This window comes from Lihuaxuella thermophila (genome assembly GCF_900110165.1).
In the GTDB taxonomy this organism is placed as follows: domain Bacteria; phylum Bacillota; class Bacilli; order Thermoactinomycetales; family Thermoactinomycetaceae; genus Lihuaxuella; species Lihuaxuella thermophila.
The window spans coordinates 123,210-148,067 of record NZ_FOCQ01000006.1; the positions used below are offsets into that span (position 1 = coordinate 123,210).

At 48.3% G+C, this 24,858-nt stretch carries 17 protein-coding genes and 1 CRISPR repeat array (1 of these 18 cut by a window edge); of the genes, 9 read left to right on the top strand and 8 right to left on the bottom strand.

Translation table 11 applies throughout. From position 1 onward, the window contains the following. Positions 1-285 precede the first annotated feature (285 nt). The gene (locus BMW55_RS08375; RefSeq protein WP_244527497.1) at positions 286-1,983 is read left to right on the top strand and encodes a bifunctional metallophosphatase/5'-nucleotidase; all 1,698 of its coding nucleotides are present in this window, start codon (positions 286-288) and stop codon (positions 1,981-1,983) included. Positions 1,984-2,145: 162 nt separating this feature from the next. On the opposite strand, the gene BMW55_RS08380 is transcribed toward BMW55_RS08375, so the two are convergent. Beyond that, a complete protein-coding gene (locus tag BMW55_RS08380; RefSeq protein WP_089967257.1) occupies positions 2,146-2,367 on the bottom strand; it encodes a hypothetical protein in 222 nt (73 codons plus the stop codon). Between the two features lie 245 nt (positions 2,368-2,612). Here BMW55_RS08380 and BMW55_RS08385 point away from each other — a divergent pair, with 245 nt between their 5' ends. Next, complete coding sequence (locus tag BMW55_RS08385; RefSeq protein ID WP_170839821.1) at positions 2,613-3,368, top strand: alpha/beta hydrolase; 756 nt, start codon at positions 2,613-2,615, stop codon at positions 3,366-3,368. Between the two features lie 63 nt (positions 3,369-3,431). Here BMW55_RS08385 and BMW55_RS08390 read toward each other — a convergent pair whose 3' ends face one another. Beyond that, complete coding sequence (locus BMW55_RS08390) at positions 3,432-3,980, bottom strand: hypothetical protein (protein ID WP_089967261.1); 549 nt, start codon at positions 3,978-3,980, stop codon at positions 3,432-3,434. 706 nt (positions 3,981-4,686) lie between these two features. Between BMW55_RS08390 and BMW55_RS08395 the strand changes: the two genes are divergently transcribed. The 7 genes from BMW55_RS08395 to BMW55_RS08420 all read left to right on the top strand — a co-directional run bounded on the left by BMW55_RS08395 (position 4,687) and on the right by BMW55_RS08420 (position 12,241). After that, positions 4,687-6,351, top strand: a complete 1,665-nt coding sequence (locus BMW55_RS08395) for a fibronectin type III domain-containing protein (RefSeq protein ID WP_089967263.1) — start codon at positions 4,687-4,689, stop codon at positions 6,349-6,351. 205 nt (positions 6,352-6,556) lie between these two features. Beyond that, on the top strand, positions 6,557-7,222 hold the full coding sequence (locus BMW55_RS08400) for a lytic polysaccharide monooxygenase (RefSeq protein WP_089967265.1): 666 nt from the start codon (positions 6,557-6,559) through the stop codon (positions 7,220-7,222). Positions 7,223-7,469: 247 nt separating this feature from the next. Next, the gene (locus BMW55_RS08405) at positions 7,470-8,759 is read left to right on the top strand and encodes an ABC transporter substrate-binding protein (protein ID WP_089967267.1); all 1,290 of its coding nucleotides are present in this window, start codon (positions 7,470-7,472) and stop codon (positions 8,757-8,759) included. Positions 8,760-8,859: 100 nt separating this feature from the next. Then, positions 8,860-9,738 carry a carbohydrate ABC transporter permease gene (locus BMW55_RS08410; protein WP_089967568.1) on the top strand — a complete coding sequence of 293 codons (879 nt, stop codon included), beginning with the start codon at positions 8,860-8,862 and terminating at the stop codon, positions 9,736-9,738. Positions 9,739-9,757: 19 nt separating this feature from the next. Then, complete coding sequence (locus tag BMW55_RS08415; protein WP_089967270.1) at positions 9,758-10,630, top strand: carbohydrate ABC transporter permease; 873 nt, start codon at positions 9,758-9,760, stop codon at positions 10,628-10,630. A gap of 21 nt (positions 10,631-10,651) precedes the next feature. Beyond that, positions 10,652-10,825 (top strand): hypothetical protein, encoded by a 174-nt coding sequence (locus BMW55_RS19335; RefSeq protein WP_170839822.1) that lies wholly within the window; start codon positions 10,652-10,654, stop codon positions 10,823-10,825. 3 nt (positions 10,826-10,828) lie between these two features. Further along, positions 10,829-12,241: a glycoside hydrolase family 3 protein gene (locus BMW55_RS08420; protein ID WP_089967272.1), complete on the top strand. Its 1,413-nt coding sequence runs from the start codon at positions 10,829-10,831 to the stop codon at positions 12,239-12,241. Between the two features lie 133 nt (positions 12,242-12,374). Here the strand turns inward: BMW55_RS08420 and BMW55_RS19820 are convergent, their stop codons facing one another. From BMW55_RS19820 to BMW55_RS08450, 6 genes are all read right to left on the bottom strand, one after another. Next, a complete protein-coding gene (locus tag BMW55_RS19820) occupies positions 12,375-14,057 on the bottom strand; it encodes a glycosyl hydrolase family 18 protein (RefSeq protein ID WP_280139760.1) in 1,683 nt (560 codons plus the stop codon). A gap of 900 nt (positions 14,058-14,957) precedes the next feature. Next, a complete protein-coding gene (locus tag BMW55_RS08430) occupies positions 14,958-15,734 on the bottom strand; it encodes a 3-hydroxybutyrate dehydrogenase (RefSeq protein ID WP_089967276.1) in 777 nt (258 codons plus the stop codon). A gap of 120 nt (positions 15,735-15,854) precedes the next feature. Beyond that, positions 15,855-17,834: an AMP-binding protein gene (locus BMW55_RS08435; protein WP_244527498.1), complete on the bottom strand. Its 1,980-nt coding sequence runs from the start codon at positions 17,832-17,834 to the stop codon at positions 15,855-15,857. Positions 17,835-17,893: 59 nt separating this feature from the next. Beyond that, on the bottom strand, positions 17,894-19,312 hold the full coding sequence (locus BMW55_RS08440) for a GntP family permease (protein WP_089967577.1): 1,419 nt from the start codon (positions 19,310-19,312) through the stop codon (positions 17,894-17,896). A 270-nt stretch (positions 19,313-19,582) separates the two neighbouring features. Beyond that, positions 19,583-20,992, bottom strand: a complete 1,410-nt coding sequence (locus BMW55_RS08445; protein WP_342027745.1) for a sigma-54 interaction domain-containing protein — start codon at positions 20,990-20,992, stop codon at positions 19,583-19,585. A gap of 368 nt (positions 20,993-21,360) precedes the next feature. After that, complete coding sequence (locus BMW55_RS08450; protein ID WP_089967279.1) at positions 21,361-22,023, bottom strand: hypothetical protein; 663 nt, start codon at positions 22,021-22,023, stop codon at positions 21,361-21,363. 323 nt (positions 22,024-22,346) lie between these two features. Beyond that, positions 22,347-24,858: direct repeats of the CRISPR family, unit length 37 nt; unit sequence GTTTCAATCCTCTTAATGAGGTGCATTCGTTTGAGAC (it continues 98 nt past the right edge of the window).

A 24,858-nucleotide genomic window follows, 5' to 3' on the forward strand; every position in this document is an offset into this window, starting at 1 on the left:
GCGAAAAAGAGAGACTCCCGATACGCAAAAACGCAACTTGGAACAACATTGCGGATCTTCCATTCAGAACCCGACTTCCACCATCAGCCCATAGCCGCACCATATGCTGGTAATTATTCAAAAAAGGATAAAAGATTTCCTTGTTGCAGACAAAAGCCGCCTAAAATTCACTCAGCAATATGATTTCCCTCTGTTTCGCCTTAGAAAAAAATTCTTTTTTTTCATACTCCTTTTATGTAGACTGATAATGCCACATGCCATTTTTGCTGAAGAGGAGGTCTCTGTGTGTCTCAGGGAAAAGTTTTTTTGATTGCCCTTCTATCCATTCTTGTGTGTATTTCGTGCATCATCACCTATCCATTGTTTCATGCGGAAGCAAAGAACCGGCAAAGCTACCAGCTGACCATCATGTCGACCAGCGATCTGCACGGGTATATCACGCCCATCAATTATACGGACAATTCCCCGGCCCACCACGGCCTGGCCAAGATCGCAACGCTGGTCAAACAGGTACGCCAACGCAATCCGGAAGCCTTGCTCCTGGACAGCGGCGACACGATTCAGGGTTCCCCGATGGAATATTACCATGCCCGCATCGACAACAAGCCCGTCGATCCGATGATGTTGGCGATGAATGCTTTAAAATATGATGCCATGGCCATCGGAAACCATGAATACAACTACGGACCCCAGGTGATGGAAAAAGCCAGAAGCGAAGCCCGTTTCCCCTGGCTTTCCGCCAATACACTGAAAAAAGGAACGGATCAAGTCTATACCAAGCCTTATCAGATCATCAAGATGAAAAACGGCCTGCGCGTCGGCGTGCTGGGCCTCACCACGCAGAAAGTGCCCAACTGGGAAGATCCGAAAAACATCGCTCACCTGGACTTTATCGATGTGGTGAAAGCAGCCAAAAAGTGGGTCCCGATCATGAAGAAAAAAGAAAAAGCGGATGTGATCTTCGTTTCCTATCATGGCGGGCTGGAACACAAAAAAGAGGCGGACGGCACAATCACCCCTCTCCCCCATTCGGACGGTGAGAACCAGGTATACCAACTGGCAACCCAGGTGGATGGAATCGATGCCATCCTGGCCGGTCATATGCACACGCCCCTTGCTGATGTACGGGTCAACGGGGTACTGATTACCGAGCCAAACAAATGGGGAAGCCACCTGTCAGTGGTGGATATGAAACTGGAGAAACGAAAAGGCCGCTGGGTCGTTGCCGATAAAAAAGCGAAGCTCCTGGAAGCTTCCACAGTTGAAGCAGATCCGGAAGTCATGGAGCTCATCCGCTCCTATGAAGAAAAGACCCAGGCCTTTCTAGACCGGCCGGTGGGGAAAATCAACGGGGATCTGACCGTCCATGACCATCATTATATGCGCACACATGACAACGCCTTGATCCAATTTATCAACCGGGTGCAAATGGAAGCCAGCGGAGCGTCCATCTCCTCTACTGCCCTCTTTGACAACAACGTTCCGGGACTCCCGGAAAACGTGACCACCCGGGATATCTTAAGTACCTATATCTATCCCAACACCTTGAAAGTGATCCGCGTCAAAGGACAGGATATCAAAGCAGCCCTGGAGCAGACCACCACCTACTTTAAGCAGAACAACGGATCGGAACCGGTGGAAGTCAATCCCAAATTCATCACTCCCAAAGAACAGCACTACAATTACGACATGTGGGAAGGAATCAAATACACGATTGACGTATCCAAACCGGAAGGAGAACGGATCGTCGAGCTGACCGACATGAACGGACAGCCGCTGGATATGAACAAAGAATATGACGTGGCTCTGAACAATTACCGTGCCGGCGGTGGCGGCGGTTACCCCATGTTTGCCGGCAAACCGGTCATCAAGGATATCAATATTGAAATTTCCGAGCTCATCACCAACTACATCCGCGAAAAGGGAACGGTCAACGCCGAGGTGGACCACAACTGGAAGATCATTGGCGGAAAAGTGGATTAAACCGGCAATCCCTGTCACAGATCACCCGTCCCTCAACCAGATGGACGGGTTTCTTTACAACTGAGGAGCGGGTTCCGTTTTCAATCCAATGAAACATCATCCCTCCATCTTCAAGGAAAAAAGCACCCGACGGGTGCTTCATCGATCAGCAGGCAAATCATCTTACATATCTTCGGACTCAATTCCTTCTTCCCGCAAGCGCAATATACGTCTCTCCAAGACGAGGACCCTTCTTTCAAGGTTATTGATTCTTCTGTTGAGCTGGCGCACGGTTGCTTCCAGGGCCGATACCCTTTGCGGGATATTTGTAAATTGCGGCGGAAAAGCTGGGGGATATTGTGGTTGAGGAAATTGACTTACATATTGATCATCGTAATAATACATAGCTTAACCTCCTTCTTTTTTCTCTTCATATTATGTAGGCTCTTGCGATCAGTGCATTTGTCCGCACAGAATGGGCCAGTCACCCATCCCCCGCCCGTCCTTCCCCGGGAGCAGAAGAGAACTGACAAATTGAACTCATCATTTTTTACCCAGTCTCCTCATCGGTTTTATGGTTGTCAGGCGGATGCGGACATACAGTTTGGTATAATAGCAGGAAAATGCCATGGAAACACGGGGGGAGAACCATGGAAAGAGTAACATTTAAGAATTCCCGGAATCTGACTCTGGCCGGACACCTGTACCGATCTTCTTCTGCATCCATGATCATCATGTGTCATGGCTTCACTTCTGATAAATCTTCCCAAGGCCGGTTTGACAGGTTTGCACATGCTTTTCAACAGCTCGGATACAATGTCTTGGCTTTTGATTTCAGCGGTTGCGGTGAAAGCGACGATGACCGGATCACCCTTGCCAAACAAGCAGATGATCTCCACTCCGCCATGTCTTTTGTGAAATCCATCGGTTATGTCCATCTCGCCCTCTTCGGAAACAGTCTGGGTACCAGAGTCTGCTTGCGCTGTTACACCCCTCAGATTTCCGCGATGGTGTTGACAGGGGGGACCACAGGTCCGATCCAATACAATTGGAACGAATATTTTACAAAAGAACAAATGCAAGAGTTAAAGGAGAAAGGCTATATTACAGAGCATCGGGTCAAGCGCTTAAGACCCGTCATCATCGACAAGCAGATGCTGTTGGATTTTGAATGTGAAAATCAGGAGCGACTATTGAAACATGTACGCTGCCCCGTATTGATGATCCACGGGAACGCCGATGAAGAGGAACGCCGTTTATGTGAAATCACCAAACAGGGAATGCACTGGCTGCCCAAAGAATCCCGGTTAGAAATCATTGACGGAGCGGGGCATGGCTTTTGGGATCATTTACCTGTTGTGGAGAAGCTGGCGGCAGATTGGTTTTTAAAGCATGTTCCGCTTTAATACCTCTCCGGTCATCCCCCAAACCGTCAAAAGAGCCGTGGAATCATCCCCGGCTCTTTTGCATCAGGCATTTTCTATTTGTTGGTGCAACAAAACACCATCGACACGGCTTTTCGCTTGAAACAGTTTCTTGAGAGCGAGAAACATGACAATGATGATCGCCAGCGTCCATAACTGCAAAATGTTGTGCTGCAAATCGACCGCCACATGATTGCCGAACGTGGGAAGAATTTTAATCGTATGGGCAAATTTCTCATTATACTCTTTCAGCTGTTCCGGGGTGGCCCCAACGATGTAGCGCGGCCACCAGATACTGATCTGGATTCCCAGGAACACGATGTAGTAAATGAGAGAAGAAGCGAATAAAAACAGATACCACGGCCGGGTCATCCAGCGCAGGCACAACCATAACACAAGGATAATGCCGATTTTCGGAATATCATTGGCATAACTGGCCCGCAAACTTTCCCGCAGATCCAAGCCGGCCACATCATTAAACGGAAAAAGGTCCACGTACTGGGTGATCTCCCAATAGAGAATAATCCCGAATTGCATCAAAAAACAGATATAAATCCATTTTTTTGCCTGTTTTTGCGCTTCCAATGCTGTCATCGTTGTTTCACCTTACCTAAAGAGTCATGGTAGCAATTTTACGATATGTGCAGTCATATACGGCATTTCGATTACTTTGAACATTTTATCAAAATTCATCACCTATCGCTAATTTTAAAACAAATATAAGACAGATCAAGATATTTATTTAATCAAAGGAGCAAAAAAGAGAGCAAAGATGGCCAGGCGCGAGGGGGTAAATCCCCCTCCCTCGCCTACAGCTCGCTATCATCCCCATAACTAAAGTTTAGGGGTTTTCCCGTTCGCAAGGATCTAAAAGATTAACTCCCCTGAAAGTCTATTTTACCCCTCCCCCGGTTTCTGGGCCGCAGGCCGCTAAGGGAGCCATTGACATCATTACCATCAACAACTTAAAATGCGGCTTTTTTTCATCGCTCCCCTGTTCCCTTTATCTCCATTTTGCTTACAACTTCAATATAAAAACAACAAGATCAATTCAGGATGGACGGGCTGTTAAGTTTTTGTTTTGCGTTGTATCCCTTTGATTTTATGTGATTCAAGTTGAACAAGGTGGTGGTTCTCAAAAAAAATTGGTATAGACAACTCTACAACCATCAAGTAGAATACAATTAGATAGAAAATTTTATTATTTACGAATAATTATACTGATATCCACCAGGGGGCATCCGCTTTTGTCTGTCTCACATCTTTCAGGTGAAAATCACCGAACGAAGGAGAGGGATCCATGAACAGCAGGAATGAACGAAAGCGGAAAACGTTTGCCGTTCTGCTCATTGCCATACTCCTGTCCGGCTTGTTTCCGGCATGGATGAGCACAAACGCCTCCACCGTCAATGCGGCCACAGCAGCCTGCCAGGAACCGGCATGGAACGCGACGACTGCCTACACGGCCGGGGCACGTGTTTCTTATAACGGTAAAATCTATGAGGCCAAATGGTGGACACAGGGGGACCGGCCCGATCTCAGCGGCGAATGGGGTCCGTGGAAAACGATCGGTGACTGCAGCAGCGGACCGGTCGACACAGAAGCTCCCTCTGCTCCGGCCGGCTTAAAGGTAACCGGAACCACCAATTCAAGCGTTTCGCTTTCCTGGAGTGCGTCCACCGACAATGTGAGTGTGACGGGATATGATGTTTACCGCGGCGGAACCCTTGCCTCGAGCGTCACCGGAACCACGGCGACCGTCACCGGCTTGGCGTCCAACACCACCTATTCATTTACCATGAAAGCCAAAGATGCGGCCGGTAACGTTTCCCCGGCGAGCAACCAGGTGAGCGCCACCACCCTGCCGGGCGATTCCAAGGAGGTCACGCGGAGATACGTGGCCTACGCAAGCACGTGGAACACCAGCATCTACGACCTGAAACCGGAGAATATTCCCAACTACATCACGAATGTGAACCTGGCTTTCGTCCGACCTGACACGGCCTATCAAAAAGGATCTTATGCGTTCGACCAAGCCATTGCCGGCTTTGAGTTCGTCGAAGGCGCGACAACCAACACAGGGCAGAAAAAATTCACTCCCCAACAAGCCCAGGACTTGCGCCACAACATCGCGGCACTGAAGGCACGGGGCACGGAAGTCTGGATTTCCGTCGGCGGCTGGGCCTACAGCCAGGACAGCCAGTGGTCCGGCTTCAACGCAGCGCACGTGGTCGACCTGGCGCTTGATCTGGGAGCATCCGGGGTCGACATTGACTGGGAGTCCAGCAGCAGCAGTTGCAACAAACTGGATTCCGCCAACTTCAGATGCACGAAGGACGGGGAAATTGCCGGCATCATCACCAGCCTTTACAATGAGATCCATGCGCGCGGGGTCAATCTGAAAATCTCCATTGCCGGCTGGTCCACCGGCGCCTATTACGTTAAGGGCACACCGTTTGAGGAAGGAAAAGTGCAATGGGGTTCCCCGTTCGGAGGGACGATGTACCGGGTTATGAAAGATCACGGAGACAAGATCGATTTTATCAACCTGATGTCCTACGACGCAGGCGATTACTATGATCCGCGCGAAGGGTACGAGTCTTACCGCGCCATCTACGACGGCCCGATCAACATCGGCATGGAGATCGCTCCCGAGGGTTCGGGGGGAGCGGTGCTGGAAGTGGAAGCTCCGCCCGGCACCGTATACGATGCCGATATGCTGACCGGACAGAACAATATTGCCACACAGTACTACAATGTCGAAACCCTGGTCAAGTACATCAAAAACAAGGGAAAACCCTATGACGGATTCATGCTCTGGCAACTCTGGAAGCAACGCGTCCATCAGCCGGCCCCGACCGGAGCAGCCACCGAAAACACCGCCGGACAATACGTCTGCCGCAACCTGCCGCTGGCGGGTGACTGCAGCCAAACCATCCCCAGCCTTCCGAAGCTGACTCCGTGACCGGTCGGAGCGGCGGGCTAGTGCCACAGGCATGGGCCCGCTTTTTTCCCAACTCAACCAGCCGGACGATCAACACGAAAAACGTCTGGCAACCAAGAATATTTAATAATTTAATAATGTCCTGTTGTATAGACAATATTACAAATAAAGATTAAGCTGATCATAGATCGAATATTTTACTTCTATCTCTGAAGGAGGCCTGATCATGGCACAACGAAGCTTCTGGTGCAAGTGGATGGTTTCCTGCGGAATGATGCTGCTGGTTGGAGCCTGTACATTGGTGTTTGCGGAGAGCGCTTCTGCTCACGGCTATATCGAGTCACCAGCGAGCCGTGCGTATTTGTGCAAACAGGGCCTGAACAAGGACTGCGGCCAGATCCGGTGGGAGCCACAGAGCGTAGAAGGACCGGGATCTTTCCCCCAATCCGGTCCTCCGGATGGCCAGCTTGCCGGTACCAGCCGTTTCCCGGAGCTGAACGTGCAAACGGCCGATCGCTGGCATAAAGTGAACATCCGGGGAGGAAACAATACCTTCCAATGGTATCTCACGGCCCCGCACGCCACAAAAGAATGGAAATATTACATTACCAGGAAGGGATGGAACCCTGACAAACCGCTGGCACGCGCTGATCTGGAGCTGTTCTGTCATTACTACGACGGCGGAAAAAGGCCGCCCAATACCGTAACTCATACATGCAACGTCCCGACGGACCGCAGCGGCTACCACGTGATTTTGGGCGTCTGGGAAATCGCGGATACCGGAAATGCCTTCTATCAGGCGATGGATGTGAATCTGGTTAACGGCGTTTCCAATGTGCAGGTTCCATCTGCCCATCACAAGTCGTCCATCGGAAACTACCGGGTATTATAACAGCTAACGCAAAAGGCGGACTGCAGATTGCGCTCTCGGGGAGTCTTCCCGAAGGGCTGTTGTTTTACAAGGTCTCTTCCGCTGTCCGGAATCCATGGGACTCAGCCAAACGGCAGGATGGAAATGAGAATTTTACATTTTCCGTTTTTAAATGAAAGCGTTTATTTTTAGTATTGACAGAAATTAATTCCTTTTCGTAATATTGGTATAGACATTAATACAATTCGATGTACAAGAGGGGTATGAAATGGTGATCAGGCCTTTAAGTAAAAAATGGAGTGTAGTTGTCTCCGTTATGATGATTTTATCCCTCGTTTTTGCGGCAACAGGCTGTACGGCGAGCAGTGACGGAGGAAAGATCAAACTGCGGGTTGTGACCATGTTTGCGGGGACTGACCCGGCAACCAAAGTGTATCAACAAGCTTTGGAAGATTTTAAAAAGAAGCACCCCAACGTGGAAATCATCGATGAGTCGATGACCGCCACGGGTGACCCTTTCCGCACAAAAGTGAAGACGGATTTCACCTCCGGAAACGAACCGGACGTCACCTTCTTCTTTACCGGAGCGGACGCAGCGTCCATCATCAAATCGGGGGCCGTTCTGCCGCTGAACGATCTGATGGCGAAAGACCCGGAATGGAGTTCCGTCCTTACCGAAAATGTCAAACAGCAAGTGACCGAAAAGGATGGAAACATATACGCCTTCCCCATTACCGGTTTTTATGAAGGTTTGTTTGTGAATAAAGACCTGTTCCAAAAATATAATGTGGAGCTCCCCACCGACTGGAATAAGTTTGTGAGGGCCATCGAAGTATTTAATCAAAACGGAATCATTCCCATTGCCGGTTCCATGGATGAATCCTTCTACCTGATTGAACACTTCATTCTGTCGGCAGGGGGTGCACATGGCCACAATTCAGCTTTTCAAAACGGAGTGGACCCAACCTGGGAACAAGGTTTAAACCAGTTGAGAGAGATTTACAAAATGAATGCCTTTCCCAGGGATGCCAACACGATCAAAGACGCAGACGCTGTGCAATTGTTTGTGAACAAAAAGGCAGCCATGATGGTGAACGGATCTTGGACCGTCGGCCAGATCAAGGATAAACAAAATACCAGTGTGATTCCTTTCCCGGTAATGCCCGGCGGCAAAGCGCAACCCAAAGACCTGGTGGCAGGGTTCACCTCCGGTTATTACCTGAGCAAAAAATCTTATGAAGATGAATCGAAAAAAGGGATGGCACTTGAACTGATCAAGTTTTTGACCACCAAAGAGATGATCAGGAAATTTGCCGAAGCCAACGGCGGGGTCCCGGCTGCTGATGTGCAGGTGGACGGATTGTCTCCGCTGGCCTCGGAAGGACACAAAATGGTGAAAGAAGCCAGCTCCCTCAGCTTGCCGATCGATGCACAAATCTCACCGGAAGCGTTTACCGAGATTCGGAAAAACATTCAATATATCGTTCAGGATAAAAAGACGGCCAAAGAGGTTCTGGAAGCGGCATTCAAGGTGGAGAAGCAGGCAAGGCAACAATGAACTCCGACAGTTGAATGAAAGCCTTGCCAAAACGGCAAAGCTTTCATTTCATCCACCCGGAGGCAAAAGAAGCTTTGTTATGGATCGGGGTGAAAAAAACATGAAACGATCTGTTCAAACAAGTGACAAGGGATATATCTTTTTGTTCCTTCTGCCGACCATCATCTTGACAGGTACATTTCTCTATTACCCTTTTTTGCGCAGCGTATATAAAGGTTTTTTTTATTGGGACGGATACTTAACATCCAGATTTATCGGCCTGGAAAACTACATCCAGCTGGCCGGGGATGAAGTTGTGCGGATGGCCACTTTGAATACCCTGGAAATCATGTGTTATGCGATTATCTTTCAGGTGGGGCTCGGCATTGTGTTAGCCGTACTGGTTGATTCGGTCAAATTTGGCACAAATTTTTTCCGGTCCGCTTTTTTCTTCCCCGTTGCCATTTCTGCGACGGCCATCGGCCTCATGTTTACTCTTTTCTATAACTACGATAACGGATTATTAAACCAGCTGCTGACGAAATTCGGCTATGAAAAAGTATTGTGGATCACTGAAGAAAGCTCGCTCATCGCAGTGGCAATTCCTACGATCTGGCAGTATGTCGGCTTTTATTTTGTCATCCTGTTCACCGCCATTTCCAAAATCCCGGATGATTTTTATGAAGCGGCTCATATGGAAGGTCTGACGGGTATCAAAAAAACATTGTATATTACTCTCCCGCTCATTTGGAGCGACATCAAAACGTGTATCATCCTGGCCATCACCGGTTCGCTGAAAGTGTTTGAGCTCGTTTACATCATCACAGGAGGAGGGCCGGTGAACTCCTCGGAAGTGCTCGGAACGTACATGTATACGAAAACCTTTGTCAGCTCCGCCTGGGGATACGGCTCTGCCATCGCGGTGTTCATCGTCATCCTGGGCATGATTTTATCCGTCATGGCCAACAAGCTGTTGAAAAGAGAAGAAGTGAGTTACTGACCGGATGGGGGGAAAAGGAATGGTCACCAAACAAACACCGTGGGAAAAACTCCAGTCGACGCTCACCCGTTCCAAACTGTTGAAAATGGTCACTTATATCCTTTTAATTGCATGGTCTTTGACCACCATTTATCCGTTGTTCTGGGTTATCAACAATTCATTCAAGCCGTCAGACGAAGTGATTACCGATTCATTTTCACTGGCGGCCAGCCCGACACTGCAAAACTATGAACGAGCCTTTCAACAGATCGATATCGGTCAAAGCTATCTGAACAGCTTGATCATGTCAGGCGGAACAGTTTTTTTCACCTTACTGTTCGGCGGATTGGCCGCCTACACCTTATCGCGGTTCAAATTTCACCTCAGGGGTTTGATTCAAACCTTGCTGGCAGCCAGCTTGCTGATCCCGGCTTTTGCAACCGTGGCCCCTGTTTTCGAGATTTTGAGAAAACTGGAATTGCTCAATACCTATTGGGCCCTGATTCTGCCCCACACGGCAGGCTTCCTGCCTTTCACCATCCTAGTTCTCTCTTCTTATATGGTCACGATTCCGAAGGAATTGGAAGAAGCGGCCATCATGGATGGATGCAACCGCTGGAAAGTATTTTCGCGCGTGATTGTTCCTGTCTCCAAACCGGCTTTCTCCACAGCTGGCATCTTTGTCTTTTTATGGTCTTATAACGATTTGTTCTCGGCCCTCATCTTTGTTCCACAGGCGGAAGTTCGGCCGATCAACGTGCTTCTCTCCCAGATCAGCAGCCAGTACTCAGGGACGGACTACGGATTGCTGGCTACTGCGGTGACACTTACGCTGATCCCGGTCCTCCTTATCTACCTGTTGGCCCAAAAACAAGTGGTGAAAGGCCTCACATCAGGAGCTGTCAAAGGATAAGCCGAAGAGGGTGTCAACCATATGAACAAGCTGATCCAAAAGCAATTAGAGTCCCTGGCATTAAAACAAAAAATAGGTCAAATGCTGGTCGGACAAGCGGAAGGGACAGAGCTTTCGGATGACTTTCGCGCGTTCCTGACCGAGTATCCGATTGCAGGTTATCGCATCAACGGGCCGAATATCCGGAGCCGCTAACAAGTGAAGAACCTCACCACATCCATTCAACAAGCCTATGAAGAAAACAGCTTAAAGCTGCCCGTCATTTTTTCCGCCGACCAGGAAACGGGCACCTTGAGCGTGTTCGGCTCGCTGGTGACGGAGTTCCCGGGAAATATGGCGCTGGCCGCCGCCGATGACTTACAGTTAACACGGGCCCAGGGACAGGTGGTCGGATGGGAGCTGTCCGGGATGGGGATCAACCATCTGCTGGCACCCGTGGCGGATGTCAACCTGGAAGCCAACAATCCGGTGATTGGAGTGCGCTCATTCGGAGACGATCCTCACCGGGTCGGGGAGCAATGCCTCAACTATGCAGAAGGAGTCCGCCTGGGTGGAGTGGCAAGCTGCGCCAAGCATTTTCCGGGCCATGGCAACACAAAAACAGATACTCATTCAGGTTTTGCAATCAATGATACGGATTTGCCCACTCTCTACCGGACAGAGTTTTTGCCTTTCCAACAAATGGTGAGCCGCCACATTGATTCGGTAATGGTTTCCCACGTCATTTTTTCACAGTTGGATTCCCGGCCATCTTCGCTGTCCAAAACAGTGATCTCCGGTCTGCTGCGCGGGAAGATGGGATATGGGGGACTGGTCATTTCCGACGATTTGGCAATGGGAGCGATCCGTGGAACCCGTTCCGCGGGGGAAGCAGTGTTGCAATTTATCCTGGCCGGCGGAGATATTGCATATATTCATGATGGTCGATCGTCGATCGAGGAAGCGTTTCACCACCTCATGCTCGCATGGAAACGCGGAAAGCTGAAAGAGGAACGAATCAATCAGTCTGTGGCAAGAATTCTGCTTTTTAAACAAAAAATGATCGAATATAACCGAAACAGGCGAAAACCGGTAGAAGACAGCCGTCACCTTTCCCGCAAAATAAGCGAACGGTCCGTCACGCTGCTGCGCGATCCGCACAAGCTTTTACCTGTGGAGCGCCAGGCCCGGATGTTGCTGATGATGCCCCGTCCGCGGAACCTGACTGAGGCGGATACAAGCGGAGAACAAAAAAACCGCCTGTACCCCTGTTTGCGTGAATTCTTTCCGGACGTCCGCCTGGTGGAGTTTGACCTGGAGGAAGAATGGGATCCCACCCGGCTGAATGAGGCGGCCCAGGACCGGGATCTGATTGTTTTTTGTACGGTCAATGCCCATCGCTTTCCTGCCCAGATCCGCTGGATAAACCATCTACAAAACCGCTATCCTCTGATCGCGGTGATGCTGCGGGACCCGTATGATGCACAGCTCATGTCCCGGGATACCACAGTGATCGCTGCTTACTCCATCACGGATGAACAGATGAAAACATTGGCGAAGCAATTGCGCGGTGTGCTTCCGTTTACAGGTAAATGCCCTGTCCGGATCTCCGGGGGAGATAAGCGGGTCTAGCGTGAAGGGGTACGAAAATGATCGGGAACAACCACTGAAGGTTGTTCTTTTTTTCTTCTGATTGAATCGTTCTAAAATAAATCCGGGGCAAACCGCCCCGGGGGTTGCTGACAGGGATTCATCTTGAAAACGCTTATTTTAAATCGTTATAAACTTTGTTTAGCAAGGTTTTGTTGCGGTCCGAGCTTAACTCCCAGAACATGGCACCGCCAAGGCCTTTTGTTTTCAGGAAGCTGGTTTTATAACCAATGGACTCGACATCATCATAAGTGATGAAGGTACCGTTTGACGGATTGAAGAGATAGGGGACTTTGGATACATCATTCCAATAGCGGGTATATCCATTTTTGTTGATGTAATTGGCTTCCAGATCGGAGAAGTCGAATACGCCCGCTTCCCATGTTCCTTGCGGTGTTCCCGTGCAGGACTGGTATTGACCGTTGCCGGCCGTGCTGCAGCCTGTCCATCCGCGCCCGTAGAAGGGGAGGCCCAGAACGATTTTGGAAGCCGGAACACCTGCATGGAGGTGTCCTTCAACCGCAGCGTTGACATGAAAGGTGGCTTTATTGGGGAATGGGTCTGCCGGATCGGCGTATAACGGTGCATGATGTCCGCTGGTCTTTTCCCATCCGCCGTGGAAATCGTAAGTCATGATGTTGATAAAGTCGAGATAGTCTTCCGCTTTGCCCAATTCCGTATTTTGCAGATAGGTCGGTCCCGCACCGGATGCGATCGTGAGCAGATAATGTTTGCCGTCCTCACGGCCGGCGGCATCCAGTTTTTCGCGAAGTTTCTGGAGCAACAGGGTGAAGTTTTGCTTATCTTCGGGCCTGCCATTCTGCGATCCGCCACTGACAGGGTATTCCCAGTCGATGTCGACACCGTCAAAGCCCCATGTTCGGATGAAACGAACCGCACTGTCGGCAAACTTGGTACGGGATGCATCCGTTAAAGCAGCATCGGAGAAGCCGCCCGACCAAGTCCAGCCGCCCACCGAGATCAGCGTTTTCAGATGAGGATATTTCTGTTTCAACTTGGTCAGCTGATTGAAGTTTCCGCGTTTACAACCCGGGTCCCAGCAGTCACCGGGGAAAAACTTGTCCGTATCGGCATAAGTATCGCCGACTACTACTTCCCCGTTGACAACATTGGCAAATGCGTAGTTGAGATGGGTGATTTTGGAAGCGTCAATATCCATCACTTGATAGTTGCGCCCATAGGTGGCCCAGCCGGGATAGTAAGCCACGATTTTTTTGCCGGGAGTTCCGCCGCCATCACCGGCTTTGGTTTTCACAGTCAGAGCATTGCTTGCGGCTGACACGTTTCCGGCGGCATCTCTGGCTTTAACGGTGTAGGTATAGGAAGTGTCAGGGGTCAAACCGGTGTCTGTATAGGATGTGGCCGTGGATGATCCCACTTTTTGAGTGCCGCGGAAAACATCATATCCCGTTACGCCCACATTGTCGGTGGAAGCTGTCCAGGTGAGCGAAATGCTGCTGGCTGTTTGGGAAGGAGACGCCAGATTGCCCGGAGCAGACGGCGCCTGGGTATCCCCCACGCCGCCGGGCGATTGCAGTGACCATAAAGCCGGAGCATTCGGGGGTTCCCAGCCGGGAAGTGAGGTGTGAGATTGAAGACACTTATAAGTACTGCCGCCGTAAGTGACGATGTCACCTGTTTTGTAGGCAACATTGGGTGCCCACCCGGAGGCTGCAAAAACACCTGCGGGCAGAATGCCGATCAGAAGCACCAGAGCCAAGGCCATGGCTAACGTCTTCCTGGACATAGATTTGGAATGTGCCCTTGTCATCCACATTTTGATTTCCTCCCCATTTTTGGTATCATCACAAGCCGCTCTCAGTACATTCATTTGATTCAAAAAAATCAAACCAATCGAAATGGACGGATGACCCCATCGTGAATTGTTTTCCATCCCCTACACCGCTCTCACCTCTCATCCCGTCAATTGGTATATACATATAGTTGTATCTACCTATCTTGTACTATAAACAATATTTTCGCCCAATTCAAGTAATATTTATAATCATATGATTAAATTTATTTAAAAATGAAAGTCATATTCTGCATCGCATTGGGAATGACTCAAACAGGGAAATCGGAACAGGCAGAAATAAATGTGCCGGTTAGGTGCAGCGTTAAAACATTTGCTGCTGCTGATCAGACCAAGCTTGTCCATGTACCAACCTGTCTCACCAGAGCCAGTTTTTTGGTTCTGTCACCCCCATCCCCGTTCTCCGCCGGAATTTCAGTAAATATGTACAAGAAAAACTAAATTTTTCAAACAGTTAATATCATAAAATGCGATGTGAACCGTAAATAATTGTTCATACCCATGACAAAGAGAAAATGATTTATCCGGTCTCCTTTCTGTATCTGCCAATTCATCACCCTAAACGGATGGCAGATCAAGGTGAAACAATAGGCAACAAACATTCCGGAAAACAAAAAAAGGTCAGACTCGCGAGAAAAAAACATCCCTCCCTCGTCTGACGCCTCATTCACTCACCGCTTGTGGAGAATGCTACTTATCTCAAAAACACCACAGGAGATCCTCCAGCTCATTCATGGCATCCACCTGGCCGCAATATCCCAAATCCTTCGATCATAGGGAATAAGAGGTGTGTGTGATCAAGGAAAAAAGCAACATCGCCCAATAGAGATCATCAGCGGATGTTGCTTTTTTGCATTCTTTTCATTATTGTGCTGTATATCCGCCGTCAATCACAACGGCTTGCCCGGTTACTCCTTTTGCTTGATCACTGGCCAGGAACAAAGCATAATCAGCGATTTCCTCCACTTGAAGCAAACGTTTTTGCGGAACCAGGGGATAGATCACTTCTTCCAATACTTTTTCCAATGGAACGTTTCTCGTTTTGGCCAGCTCTTTCAGCTGATTTCGGACAAGTGAAGTATCTACATAACCGGGACACAGGGCGTTGACTGTAATCCCGTCCTCTGCACCTTCAAGCGCGGCTACTTTTGTCAGACCGATCACTCCGTGTTTAGCGCTGTTATAGGCGGCTTTTCCGGCAAAACCGACCAGGCCGTTGATCGAAGCGATGTTAATAATGCGGCCGGATTTTTGTTTTTTCATGATGGGAAAGGCGTGTTTGATGGCGATAAATGGAGCGATCAGCATGATTTTGGTCAACAGCTCAAATTTTTCGACGGGAAATTCTTCAATCGGCGAAACATATTGAAGTCCCGCATTATTGATCAGAACATCCAGTCTGCTATATTTCGCAATGGTTTGATGGATCGCATCGATGATATCTTCTTCCTTGGTGACGTCGGCTCTCAGCCCGATACACTCGAAACCTTTGGCGCTTATTTGTTGTGCCGCGTTTTTAACTCCTTCTTCGTTTAAATCCGTTAACACCACTTTTGCACCGTTTTCGGCAAATCTTTTTCCGATTTCAAACCCAATCCCGCGAGCCGCCCCGGTGATCAGTACCACTTTGTTTTGGACCATAAAAACTCCTCCAGGCTATTGTTCAAAATTCATCAGGAAGACGTGCATGGTTTTCAAACAGAATCAAGCAATTGATATCATTGAGGCGAACAGTAAATCTTGTCTAAACCAGGCTTCATCTCACGTTGGTTTGATCTGCTTCCCCAGCATGCGAATCTCCTCCACCGATGGTGGATTTTCCAGCGAAGAGAGTTCTCCTGCCTCATTCCCGAGATAAGCGGATTGAATCACCCTGCGCAAAATTTTTCCGTTCCTCGTCCGGGGTAGTTCCTTGACGCGATAAATGGCTTTCGGTTTCAGCGGTTTCCCTAATTTTTGTACAATCAGCTCCATTAAGTGCATTTCCAGGTCTGCCGCAGATGGTTTGGTATCGTCAGAGATGACAAAGCATACGGCAGAAGTCCCTTTGATCTCATCGGGAATTCCAATGGCTGCCGCTTCGATCACGGCCTCATGCGAGACCAGTAACGACTCGTATTCCGCCGGTCCGACCCGTTTTCCGGCAATTTTCAAGGTATCGTCACTCCGTCCCTCGATATACCAGAAACCGTCTTCATCGGTTCTCGCCCAATCCCCATGCGCCCAGAGACCGGGGAAACGATCCCAGTATGCCTGTTCATACCGGTCCGGATCTTGCCAGAAGCCACGAGTCATTCCGGGCCAGGGTTTTTTGATGACCAGTTCACCTACCGATCCCTTGACCGGTTCACCCTGCCCATCGACAATGTCTACCACCATGCCGGGAATCGGCCCGCTAAATGAACAAGGTTTCTGCGGGAGGCCCGGAAGGCAGCCCAGAATTCCGCCGGAAATTTCGGTTCCGCCCGAATAGTTCAGGATGGGGCATTTTCCTTTGCCTACTTTTTCGTACAGCCACAACCACGGTTTCGGATTCCATGGCTCTCCGGTCGAGCCGAATGCCTTCAGGGAAGAAAGATCATGCTTGTCCGCCCATTCACTTCCATGCGGCATCAACGAACGAATCACGGTAGGGGATACCCCGAGGTGAGTGACACGGTATTTTTCCACGATCTCCCATAACCTGTCGAACCGGGGGTAATCCGGGGTTCCTTCAAACAGAACGGCGGTCCCCCCCAGGAGCAACGCTCCATATACCATCCAAGGCCCCATCATCCAACCCATGTCGGTCATCCAAAAGAGGATATCATCCGGGCCGAAATTAAAAGCAAACTTTAAATCTTGTGCCGCTTTCAACGGAAATCCGGCGTGTACATGGACGGTTCCCTTCGGTTTGCCTGTGGTTCCCGATGTGTAGATCAGCAGGCATGGATCTTCGCTGTCCAGCCATTCGGCCTGCATGGTATCCGATTGATCCTGAAGCAGGATATCGTAGGGAATCAGCCGAACCGGACAGTGCGGGTTGATCGGTCCTGCTTCGATGCCAGCCTTTCCGATGCGGCTGACCACTACTACATGTGACAGAAACGGGCACTTCTCAGCCACACGGACCGCTTCCTGTAACATCGCAACCTCTTTGCCGCGACGGAAAAAACCGTCAGCCGTTACCAATATTTTGGCCTGGCTGTCCACAACTCTGGTCACGACCGCTTCGGCCCCATATCCCGAAAAAACCGGAACCACCATCGCCCCGATTTTGGCCGCCCCTAAGAGGACGACGACGGTCTCGGGAACCATCGGGAGATACATCACCACACGATCTCCCTTGGCTATCCCTAACCTTTTCAGACCGTGTGCAAAACGATTGATCTCCCGGTAGAGTTCGGCATAAGAAATCATCCGGGTTTCTCCGCCATCTCCTTCCCAGAGGAGCGCAGGCTTGGAGGCCGCTTGACCCAGCGCATGCTTATCAACCGCATCATAAGCCACATTCATCTTTCCATCCACATACCAACGGGTCCAAGCCCAGCCGCGCGAGTCGTCCATTACCTTTGTATAGGGTTGAAACCAAGTCAATCCGACCTCTTTTTCCATTTCGCCCCAAAACCAGGAAGGATGATTCTGAGCGGCTTCATATAGCTGATCCAATTGGTTCATTTCATGTTTTTTCATAAATTGATAAAGGTATGACTCCTCCCATGACATGGAAACGGGATAGACCATTTGATCTGTTTTGTTCAAAGGAATCATTCCTTCCATTTTTCCGCATGATTTGCAATCGTATCTCTTCTGAAAAATTCTTACACTAACCCGGTCAACAAGGCGATGGCAATCACAATCGGAACCACCAATGTTTTGATTACCGTAATCGCAAAAATATCCGGATAAGACTGACGATGGGTTAATCCGCAGATGGCCAGCAAGGTGATGACCGCCCCGTTATGCGGCAAGGTATCCATTCCCCCAGCTGACATGGAGGCAATCCTGTGCAACAGCTCCGGGTCGATCCCGGCACTCACCGCCCACGATAAATACTTGGCTCCCATCGTATCTAAAGCAATGCTCATCCCACCCGAAGCAGAACCGGTAATTCCGGCCAGGATATTGATCGATAAGGCCTCTGAGATCAGCGGGCTGGTTTTCATGGACAGAAGGAAATCGGCGATCGTTTTAAAGCCTGGCAAAGCAGCAATCACATTCCCAAAGCCCACTTCTGAAGCGGTATTCATGATCGCGAGGAGCGATCCGACAGCACCTGCGGTCAATGTGTTGGCCAACGACTTTTTCGATTTACCGGTTCCCGCCTCTTTCTCATCCTTTTTCTGGTAGACCCATTGAAGGGCCAGCGCAAAGGCAATTCCTACCACCAGCGCCAGGATTAATGCCCACACCCCCAATACTTTGTCAATCTGCAGGCCTTCGTACTGTTTGAGCAGCGATTCCGGATACCATCCCGGCAGGACGACATAGGTAAAAAGCGCGTTTCCTCCTAAAACCAGCAACAACGGAGTGATGGACAACCAGATGGGCGGCAGTTTTTCACCTTCGATCATCTCCGGTTCATTGATCGTATGGTCGCCGTAGCCTTCACCACTCTCAACCAATCGATTTTTGCGGCGGTTTAACCACCACAAGCCTCCGCCTGCCACCAATAAAGCACCTATGATTCCGATGGTCGGCGCGGCGAAAGAAGTGGTTTTAAAATACGTGGTAGGAATAATATTCTGAATCTGGGGACTCCCTGGCAGAGCATCCATCGTAAAGGTGAACGATCCCAAAGCGATTGTGGCCGGAAGCAAACGTTTGGGGATATTCGCTTCCCTGAATAAGGCAGCTGCAAACGGATAAACAGCAAAAGCGACGACAAACAAGCTCACGCCTCCATAGGTCAGAACCGCACAAGTCAAGACAACGGCCAAAATCGCTTGCTTGCTCCCAAAGCGTTCTGTCAGTCCGCGAGCGATCGAACGCGCGGCCCCGCTGTCATCCATCACCTTTCCAAAGATGGCCCCTAACAAAAAGATCGGAAAATAGAGCTTCACATAACCTACTGTTTTGACCATAAACACTTCCGTATAAGTGGGTAAAAGCGGAAGACCCGATAATACGGCCGCCAATAAAGCAAAAATCGGTGCAAATAAAATCACAGGATAACCCCGATAAGCCATGAACATGAGTAATCCGAGGGCCAGAAAAATACCCAATACTGCCATTGCTATTTGCCTCCTTCGCTTCGACTGGTTTTTAAGCGCTTTCAATATCGGATGTCTGCGGCTTTAGCCGGATTCCTTCTAACGAGACAAATATGCAATTTCAGTGCCAAGGATTTTCTGCTGAAACCATTGCATGAGTTGTACAAATGATTGGAAAAAGGAGTCGTATCGCCAGAGAAACCCCCTCATTCTTCTGCCTTCATGCGGTACAAATTTCAGGACTACAGTCCAGAATTATGGAAAAACAGAAAAAAAGATGTCGCACTAACTCTTCAACTAGATTTTGATTTGATGTTTCTTTAATTTTTGATAAAAACTGGACTTGCTGATGCCCAACATCTGGATCGCCCGGATTTTATCGTTGTCGGCGGCTTTTAACACCTGCAGAATCGCTTCCTTTTCCGCCTGTTCAAGCGCTTCTTTAAGCGAATAGCGGGCAGGGTTACCCGTCCCTCCTTTGACCACGTGTACAGGAAGATGATTCACCTGAATGAGATCGCCGTCTTTCATATGAAGCGTGCGTTCCAGCACGTTTTTAAGTTCCCGTACGTTCCCGGGCCAATCGTAAAGGATCAATGCATTCATCGCCGCTGCATCCACTCCGCTTACATAGACGCCGATTTCGTGCGATAACATTTTTAGCAACGAGTCGACCAACAGAGGAATATCCTCCCGCCGTTCCCGCAGGGGAGGAATATGAAGCGAAACCACATGAAGCCGGTAAAACAGATCCTGCCGGAACTGTCCTTTCTTCACCATCTGCTCCAAATCCCGGTTACTGGCAGCGATTATACGGACATCCACCTTGACGGGATGCATGCCCCCGATTCTTTCCACTTCTTTTTCCTGCAATACCCGAAGCAGTTTTGCTTGCATCGTCAACGGAAGCTCACCAATTTCATCCAGAAAGATCGTTCCTTGATGCGCCATCTCAAACTTTCCTTTTTTTCCGCCTTTCATCGCACCGGTAAATGCACCTTCCTCATATCCAAACAGTACAGACTCTACCAGTGTTTCCGGAATGGCGGCGCAATTCACTCTTACAAACGGCCCGAACTTCCGGTGACTGTGCTTGTGAATCGCATGTGCAAACAACTCTTTGCCCGTACCGCTTTCCCCGCTGATAAATACGGTGGTGTCACTGCCCGCCACCCGCTTGGCGATTTCCTTCACCGACCGAATCTTCGAACTGTTCCCGATAATATCATCGAAACTGAATTTCGCCCCCACACTTTTCAGCAACTCTCCCTGATAATAATTGAGTTCCTTCTGTAACCGAAGAACGTGGGCGGACAGGGCATGCAACTCCCGCGCATTCTGAAACAGCACTTTTCCGACGACCGCAATCACTTTTCCGTCTTGAATAATCGGGATGCGATGCGCAATCATATCCCCTCCCCTGATTCGTTGAACCTGAGCCAGCTCCGCTTCTTTCGTTTTCGCCACAATATGCATCCGCGTATTTTCAATCACTTCCGTACAATGCTTGCCAACGACCTCTTTTGCATCCACACCCAGAAATTCTGCATAGGATTGGTTCATCATCATGATAAAACCGTTGGAATCGGTAATCACAATTCCTTCGTAAGCGCTTTCGAAAGCAGCCTGAATCAAGTCCCTTGTCTGGCAACACTTCCGATAAGCTTCCAGCAGCTGCATTTGGTCCGCTTGTTTCTCGTCGATCATTTCTTTCACTTCCTTCCAAATGTCACTTCACTCCTGATGCCCCGAAATAGAACGCGAGAAAATTTCCCTGGCCCGGAATCGTGTCAGAAATATGGATCCCTTCATCTTTTATTATATTTGACAGATTTCAACGAAGGCGATCCATCTGGGAACAATCTCATACTCCAAGCTGAAAATCTCTTTATTTTCTCGTATCATTTACTTCGCTGGAGTTAACTAAATCCGGATTGCGTATAAATAATTGCATCAACGAATGATAAAAAATGAGCCAATCGCTCCTCTTCTGCTAATCAATTCTGTTCCTATAAAGAGCGAAATGGCTCAATATGAGATTAGCTTGATTAAAGAAGTTTACAGGGATTAATTCCTTACGGCAAGGAGTCCCAATTGATGCTGACTTCATACAAGGTATCCATTAAAAATAATCCATGTTCTCTCAGATAGGTCCGTCCATTCTTTTCTATGTACGAAAGATGATACGCTATGTTTGGATAACGATCAGACTGGAATGTGATCTCTTTTAACAATTGAATATCTTTAAGTTCGGATGTATCTACACGCACAGGCTCTTTTTCTGTGATCGTTTTTACCAGTTCATCAATCGCTTTTCGATCAGTAACCACTTTTTCTTTGGTCACCTGATCCGGGTTTTCCAAACTGTGTATTTCCAGCCTGTCCGGAGCGAAGTCGGACAGATTAAAATCTCCTTTTCCTTGTTCCCTAAATACTAAACCTTCTCCTTCAAAGGATGCAGTCAGCCACTTCTCACCCGGAATTCCATTAATCTCATGAACCACGGCTGTGTCGTAGATCAGCCCGACCGCTTGTCCTATTCCGTTTTTATCATTCAGTTGCAAGCGTGGATCAAGCGTATAATTTTTTCCATCCAAAGTGATGGTTTGTGCCTCAAACATCAATTTGGGCAAGTCTTTTTCTTGAGATTTTTCTTCTGATGATTGCTCAGAGCATCCAGCCAAAACAAATACCAGTAAAAGAACATAGAAAAAAATAAACGACTTATTCTTATACATTTTTAATCGCCCCAATAGCAGCAATATACAGATATTAATTCTTCGACGAAATAATACCAGGAAATAGCCTTTATGTAAATATTGTTTTTGAATTATAGTTTTAGTGAATTAATGACCCCCACCCAAAATGAGGAAATCATTATCCATATACGCAAGCGAAACAAACTCCATTATTCAAGTCCTGTTAGTTTTTTGTAGTTTAGTATTCGTTTGAGGCTTCAAGTTTTGCATTTTGTTCTGCTTGGTTTACTCGTCTCAATCCTCTAATGAGGTGCATTCGTTTGAGACTGCATGCGAGAGCTGAACCGACCGCGCATACGGTGGTTTCAATCCTCTTAATGAGGTGCATTCGTTTGAGACCCAGTGCCGTTTATGCGTGCGTCCGGGTAATAGCAGAAGTTTCAATCCTCTTAATGAGGTGCATTCGTTTGAGACCCTATTACAACCAATTTAGACAGTTTCAAAAGGTTGTTTCAATCCTCTTAATGAGGTGCATTCGTTTGAGACAAAGCCAAGTTTAATGCTTTCCCCATTGCTTCGATGTTTCAATCCTCTTAATGAGGTGCATTCGTTTGAGACATATCACCATCTATGTGAACCCGTCCACGGGATCAGATGTTTCAATCCTCTTAATGAGGTGCATTCGTTTGAGACTTCCGGCTGCATCGTTATCGGGAACAATGATCACCTTTTTGTTTCAATCCTCTTAATGAGGTGCATTCGTTTGAGACACCTTTGCCCATGTCATTGATTGAAGGATTGAAACCGGTTTCAATCCTCTTAATGAGGTGCATTCGTTTGAGACCCACTTGAATCTGACATTGTGATCATGCCACGGTGGAGTTTCAATCCTCTTAATGAGGTGCATTCGTTTGAGACCGTATTGACGGAAAATATCATTGAGGAAGGTTTCACTTAGTTTCAATCCTCTTAATGAGGTGCATTCGTTTGAGACGTTTTGTTTGTTCTTCCGGTGGGTCAATCATTTTAATCGGGTTTCAATCCTCTTAATGAGGTGCATTCGTTTGAGACTTGAGCGGATTAAAGGTATCTTACCTCCGGTCATTCAGTTTCAATCCTCTTAATGAGGTGCATTCGTTTGAGACTTCCCGGCAATCGCTAAACCGGAATTGATTCTGCAGTTTCAATCCTCTTAATGAGGTGCATTCGTTTGAGACGACGAAACACCCGTAGGCGTTTTAAACCCGGAATTACCTGTTTCAATCCTCTTAATGAGGTGCATTCGTTTGAGACTAAAAGCGGCCATATCCCGAATACCGCGTGTTTTTGACGTTTCAATCCTCTTAATGAGGTGCATTCGTTTGAGACTTGCGTAGTACGTTTTATCCGGCTCATCGTTAATGTTTCAATCCTCTTAATGAGGTGCATTCGTTTGAGACGTTTAGAAGCGTTGCAACGGTGGGGTAAAAACGGTAGTTTCAATCCTCTTAATGAGGTGCATTCGTTTGAGACGTCAACCAGTCTTTATAGCATGAAAGAACCGCAGGAAAGTTTCAATCCTCTTAATGAGGTGCATTCGTTTGAGACGGTAGCGAAACCGTCACCAGAGCCTGTGACTGATATGGTTTCAATCCTCTTAATGAGGTGCATTCGTTTGAGACGACCCGGCGCACTTGGTAGCTGATGAAGACGAACAGTTTCAATCCTCTTAATGAGGTGCATTCGTTTGAGACGAACCGGAAGAGGAAGAAGAAACGCCGCAAGTTATTGTTTCAATCCTCTTAATGAGGTGCATTCGTTTGAGACGTTGCGCCTTGCATAGCGGATTCTATCGCTTCTTCTGTTTCAATCCTCTTAATGAGGTGCATTCGTTTGAGACGTCCCGAATAGGCTAAACCGTTGCCCTTTGTGGTCGTTTCAATCCTCTTAATGAGGTGCATTCGTTTGAGACCCGTGCTCTAGCCGTTCTGTTAGCGTATCCTCAAAAGTTTCAATCCTCTTAATGAGGTGCATTCGTTTGAGACATCAACTGTTGGTGAGTGGGAAACCGGCAAGAAAAGTTTCAATCCTCTTAATGAGGTGCATTCGTTTGAGACTCCTATACGAATCGAGGCAGCTAACTCGTTGGAAGGTTTCAATCCTCTTAATGAGGTGCATTCGTTTGAGACGCCTGCCGCTTTCACGAGGGAAGAATCGTCAAGCTGTTTCAATCCTCTTAATGAGGTGCATTCGTTTGAGACAATAGAGAATGTCGTCCTCGGAGCGGTCGATACGGGTTTCAATCCTCTTAATGAGGTGCATTCGTTTGAGACCGAGAAGGCGGCGACTGATCATCAGCGCGAGTACGGTTTCAATCCTCTTAATGAGGTGCATTCGTTTGAGACATGAAAGTAAAAGCTCTGTCGCTAGCCTGGACCAGTTTCAATCCTCTTAATGAGGTGCATTCGTTTGAGACACTCGGCGTACCGCAAAAGGTACTCGAGACTCAGTACGTTTCAATCCTCTTAATGAGGTGCATTCGTTTGAGACTTCGCGGTTCGTGATCTTGATTTACTTTTAGTATATTGTTTCAATCCTCTTAATGAGGTGCATTCGTTTGAGACCACCGCATTTTTTGCGGCGTTTACGGCTGCATCTACCAGTTTCAATCCTCTTAATGAGGTGCATTCGTTTGAGACTGTCTTCTGTGTCCATCTCATGGACGTATATTTCACGTTTCAATCCTCTTAATGAGGTGCATTCGTTTGAGACGGCCATCGTCATCACCCCTCAATGGCCTCACGGACAAGTTTCAATCCTCTTAATGAGGTGCATTCGTTTGAGACGCAAGTGGGTTCTCACGCTGGACGCTACGCAAAAAGTTTCAATCCTCTT

Coding starts and splice junctions, on each gene's coding strand:
- BMW55_RS08445 (WP_342027745.1), bottom strand. CDS start 20,992: ATGATCGACGAGAAACAAGCGGACCAAATGCAGCTGCTGGAAGCTTAT.
- BMW55_RS08395 (WP_089967263.1), top strand. CDS start 4,687: ATGAACAGCAGGAATGAACGAAAGCGGAAAACGTTTGCCGTTCTGCTC.
- BMW55_RS08415 (WP_089967270.1), top strand. CDS start 9,758: ATGGTCACCAAACAAACACCGTGGGAAAAACTCCAGTCGACGCTCACC.
- BMW55_RS08390 (WP_089967261.1), bottom strand. CDS start 3,980: ATGACAGCATTGGAAGCGCAAAAACAGGCAAAAAAATGGATTTATATC.
- BMW55_RS08400 (WP_089967265.1), top strand. CDS start 6,557: ATGGCACAACGAAGCTTCTGGTGCAAGTGGATGGTTTCCTGCGGAATG.
- BMW55_RS08450 (WP_089967279.1), bottom strand. CDS start 22,023: ATGTATAAGAATAAGTCGTTTATTTTTTTCTATGTTCTTTTACTGGTA.
- BMW55_RS19820 (WP_280139760.1), bottom strand. CDS start 14,057: ATGTGGATGACAAGGGCACATTCCAAATCTATGTCCAGGAAGACGTTA.
- BMW55_RS08405 (WP_089967267.1), top strand. CDS start 7,470: ATGGTGATCAGGCCTTTAAGTAAAAAATGGAGTGTAGTTGTCTCCGTT.
- BMW55_RS19335 (WP_170839822.1), top strand. CDS start 10,652: ATGAACAAGCTGATCCAAAAGCAATTAGAGTCCCTGGCATTAAAACAA.
- BMW55_RS08380 (WP_089967257.1), bottom strand. CDS start 2,367: ATGTATTATTACGATGATCAATATGTAAGTCAATTTCCTCAACCACAA.
- BMW55_RS08385 (WP_170839821.1), top strand. CDS start 2,613: ATGGAAAGAGTAACATTTAAGAATTCCCGGAATCTGACTCTGGCCGGA.
- BMW55_RS08430 (WP_089967276.1), bottom strand. CDS start 15,734: ATGGTCCAAAACAAAGTGGTACTGATCACCGGGGCGGCTCGCGGGATT.
- BMW55_RS08410 (WP_089967568.1), top strand. CDS start 8,860: ATGAAACGATCTGTTCAAACAAGTGACAAGGGATATATCTTTTTGTTC.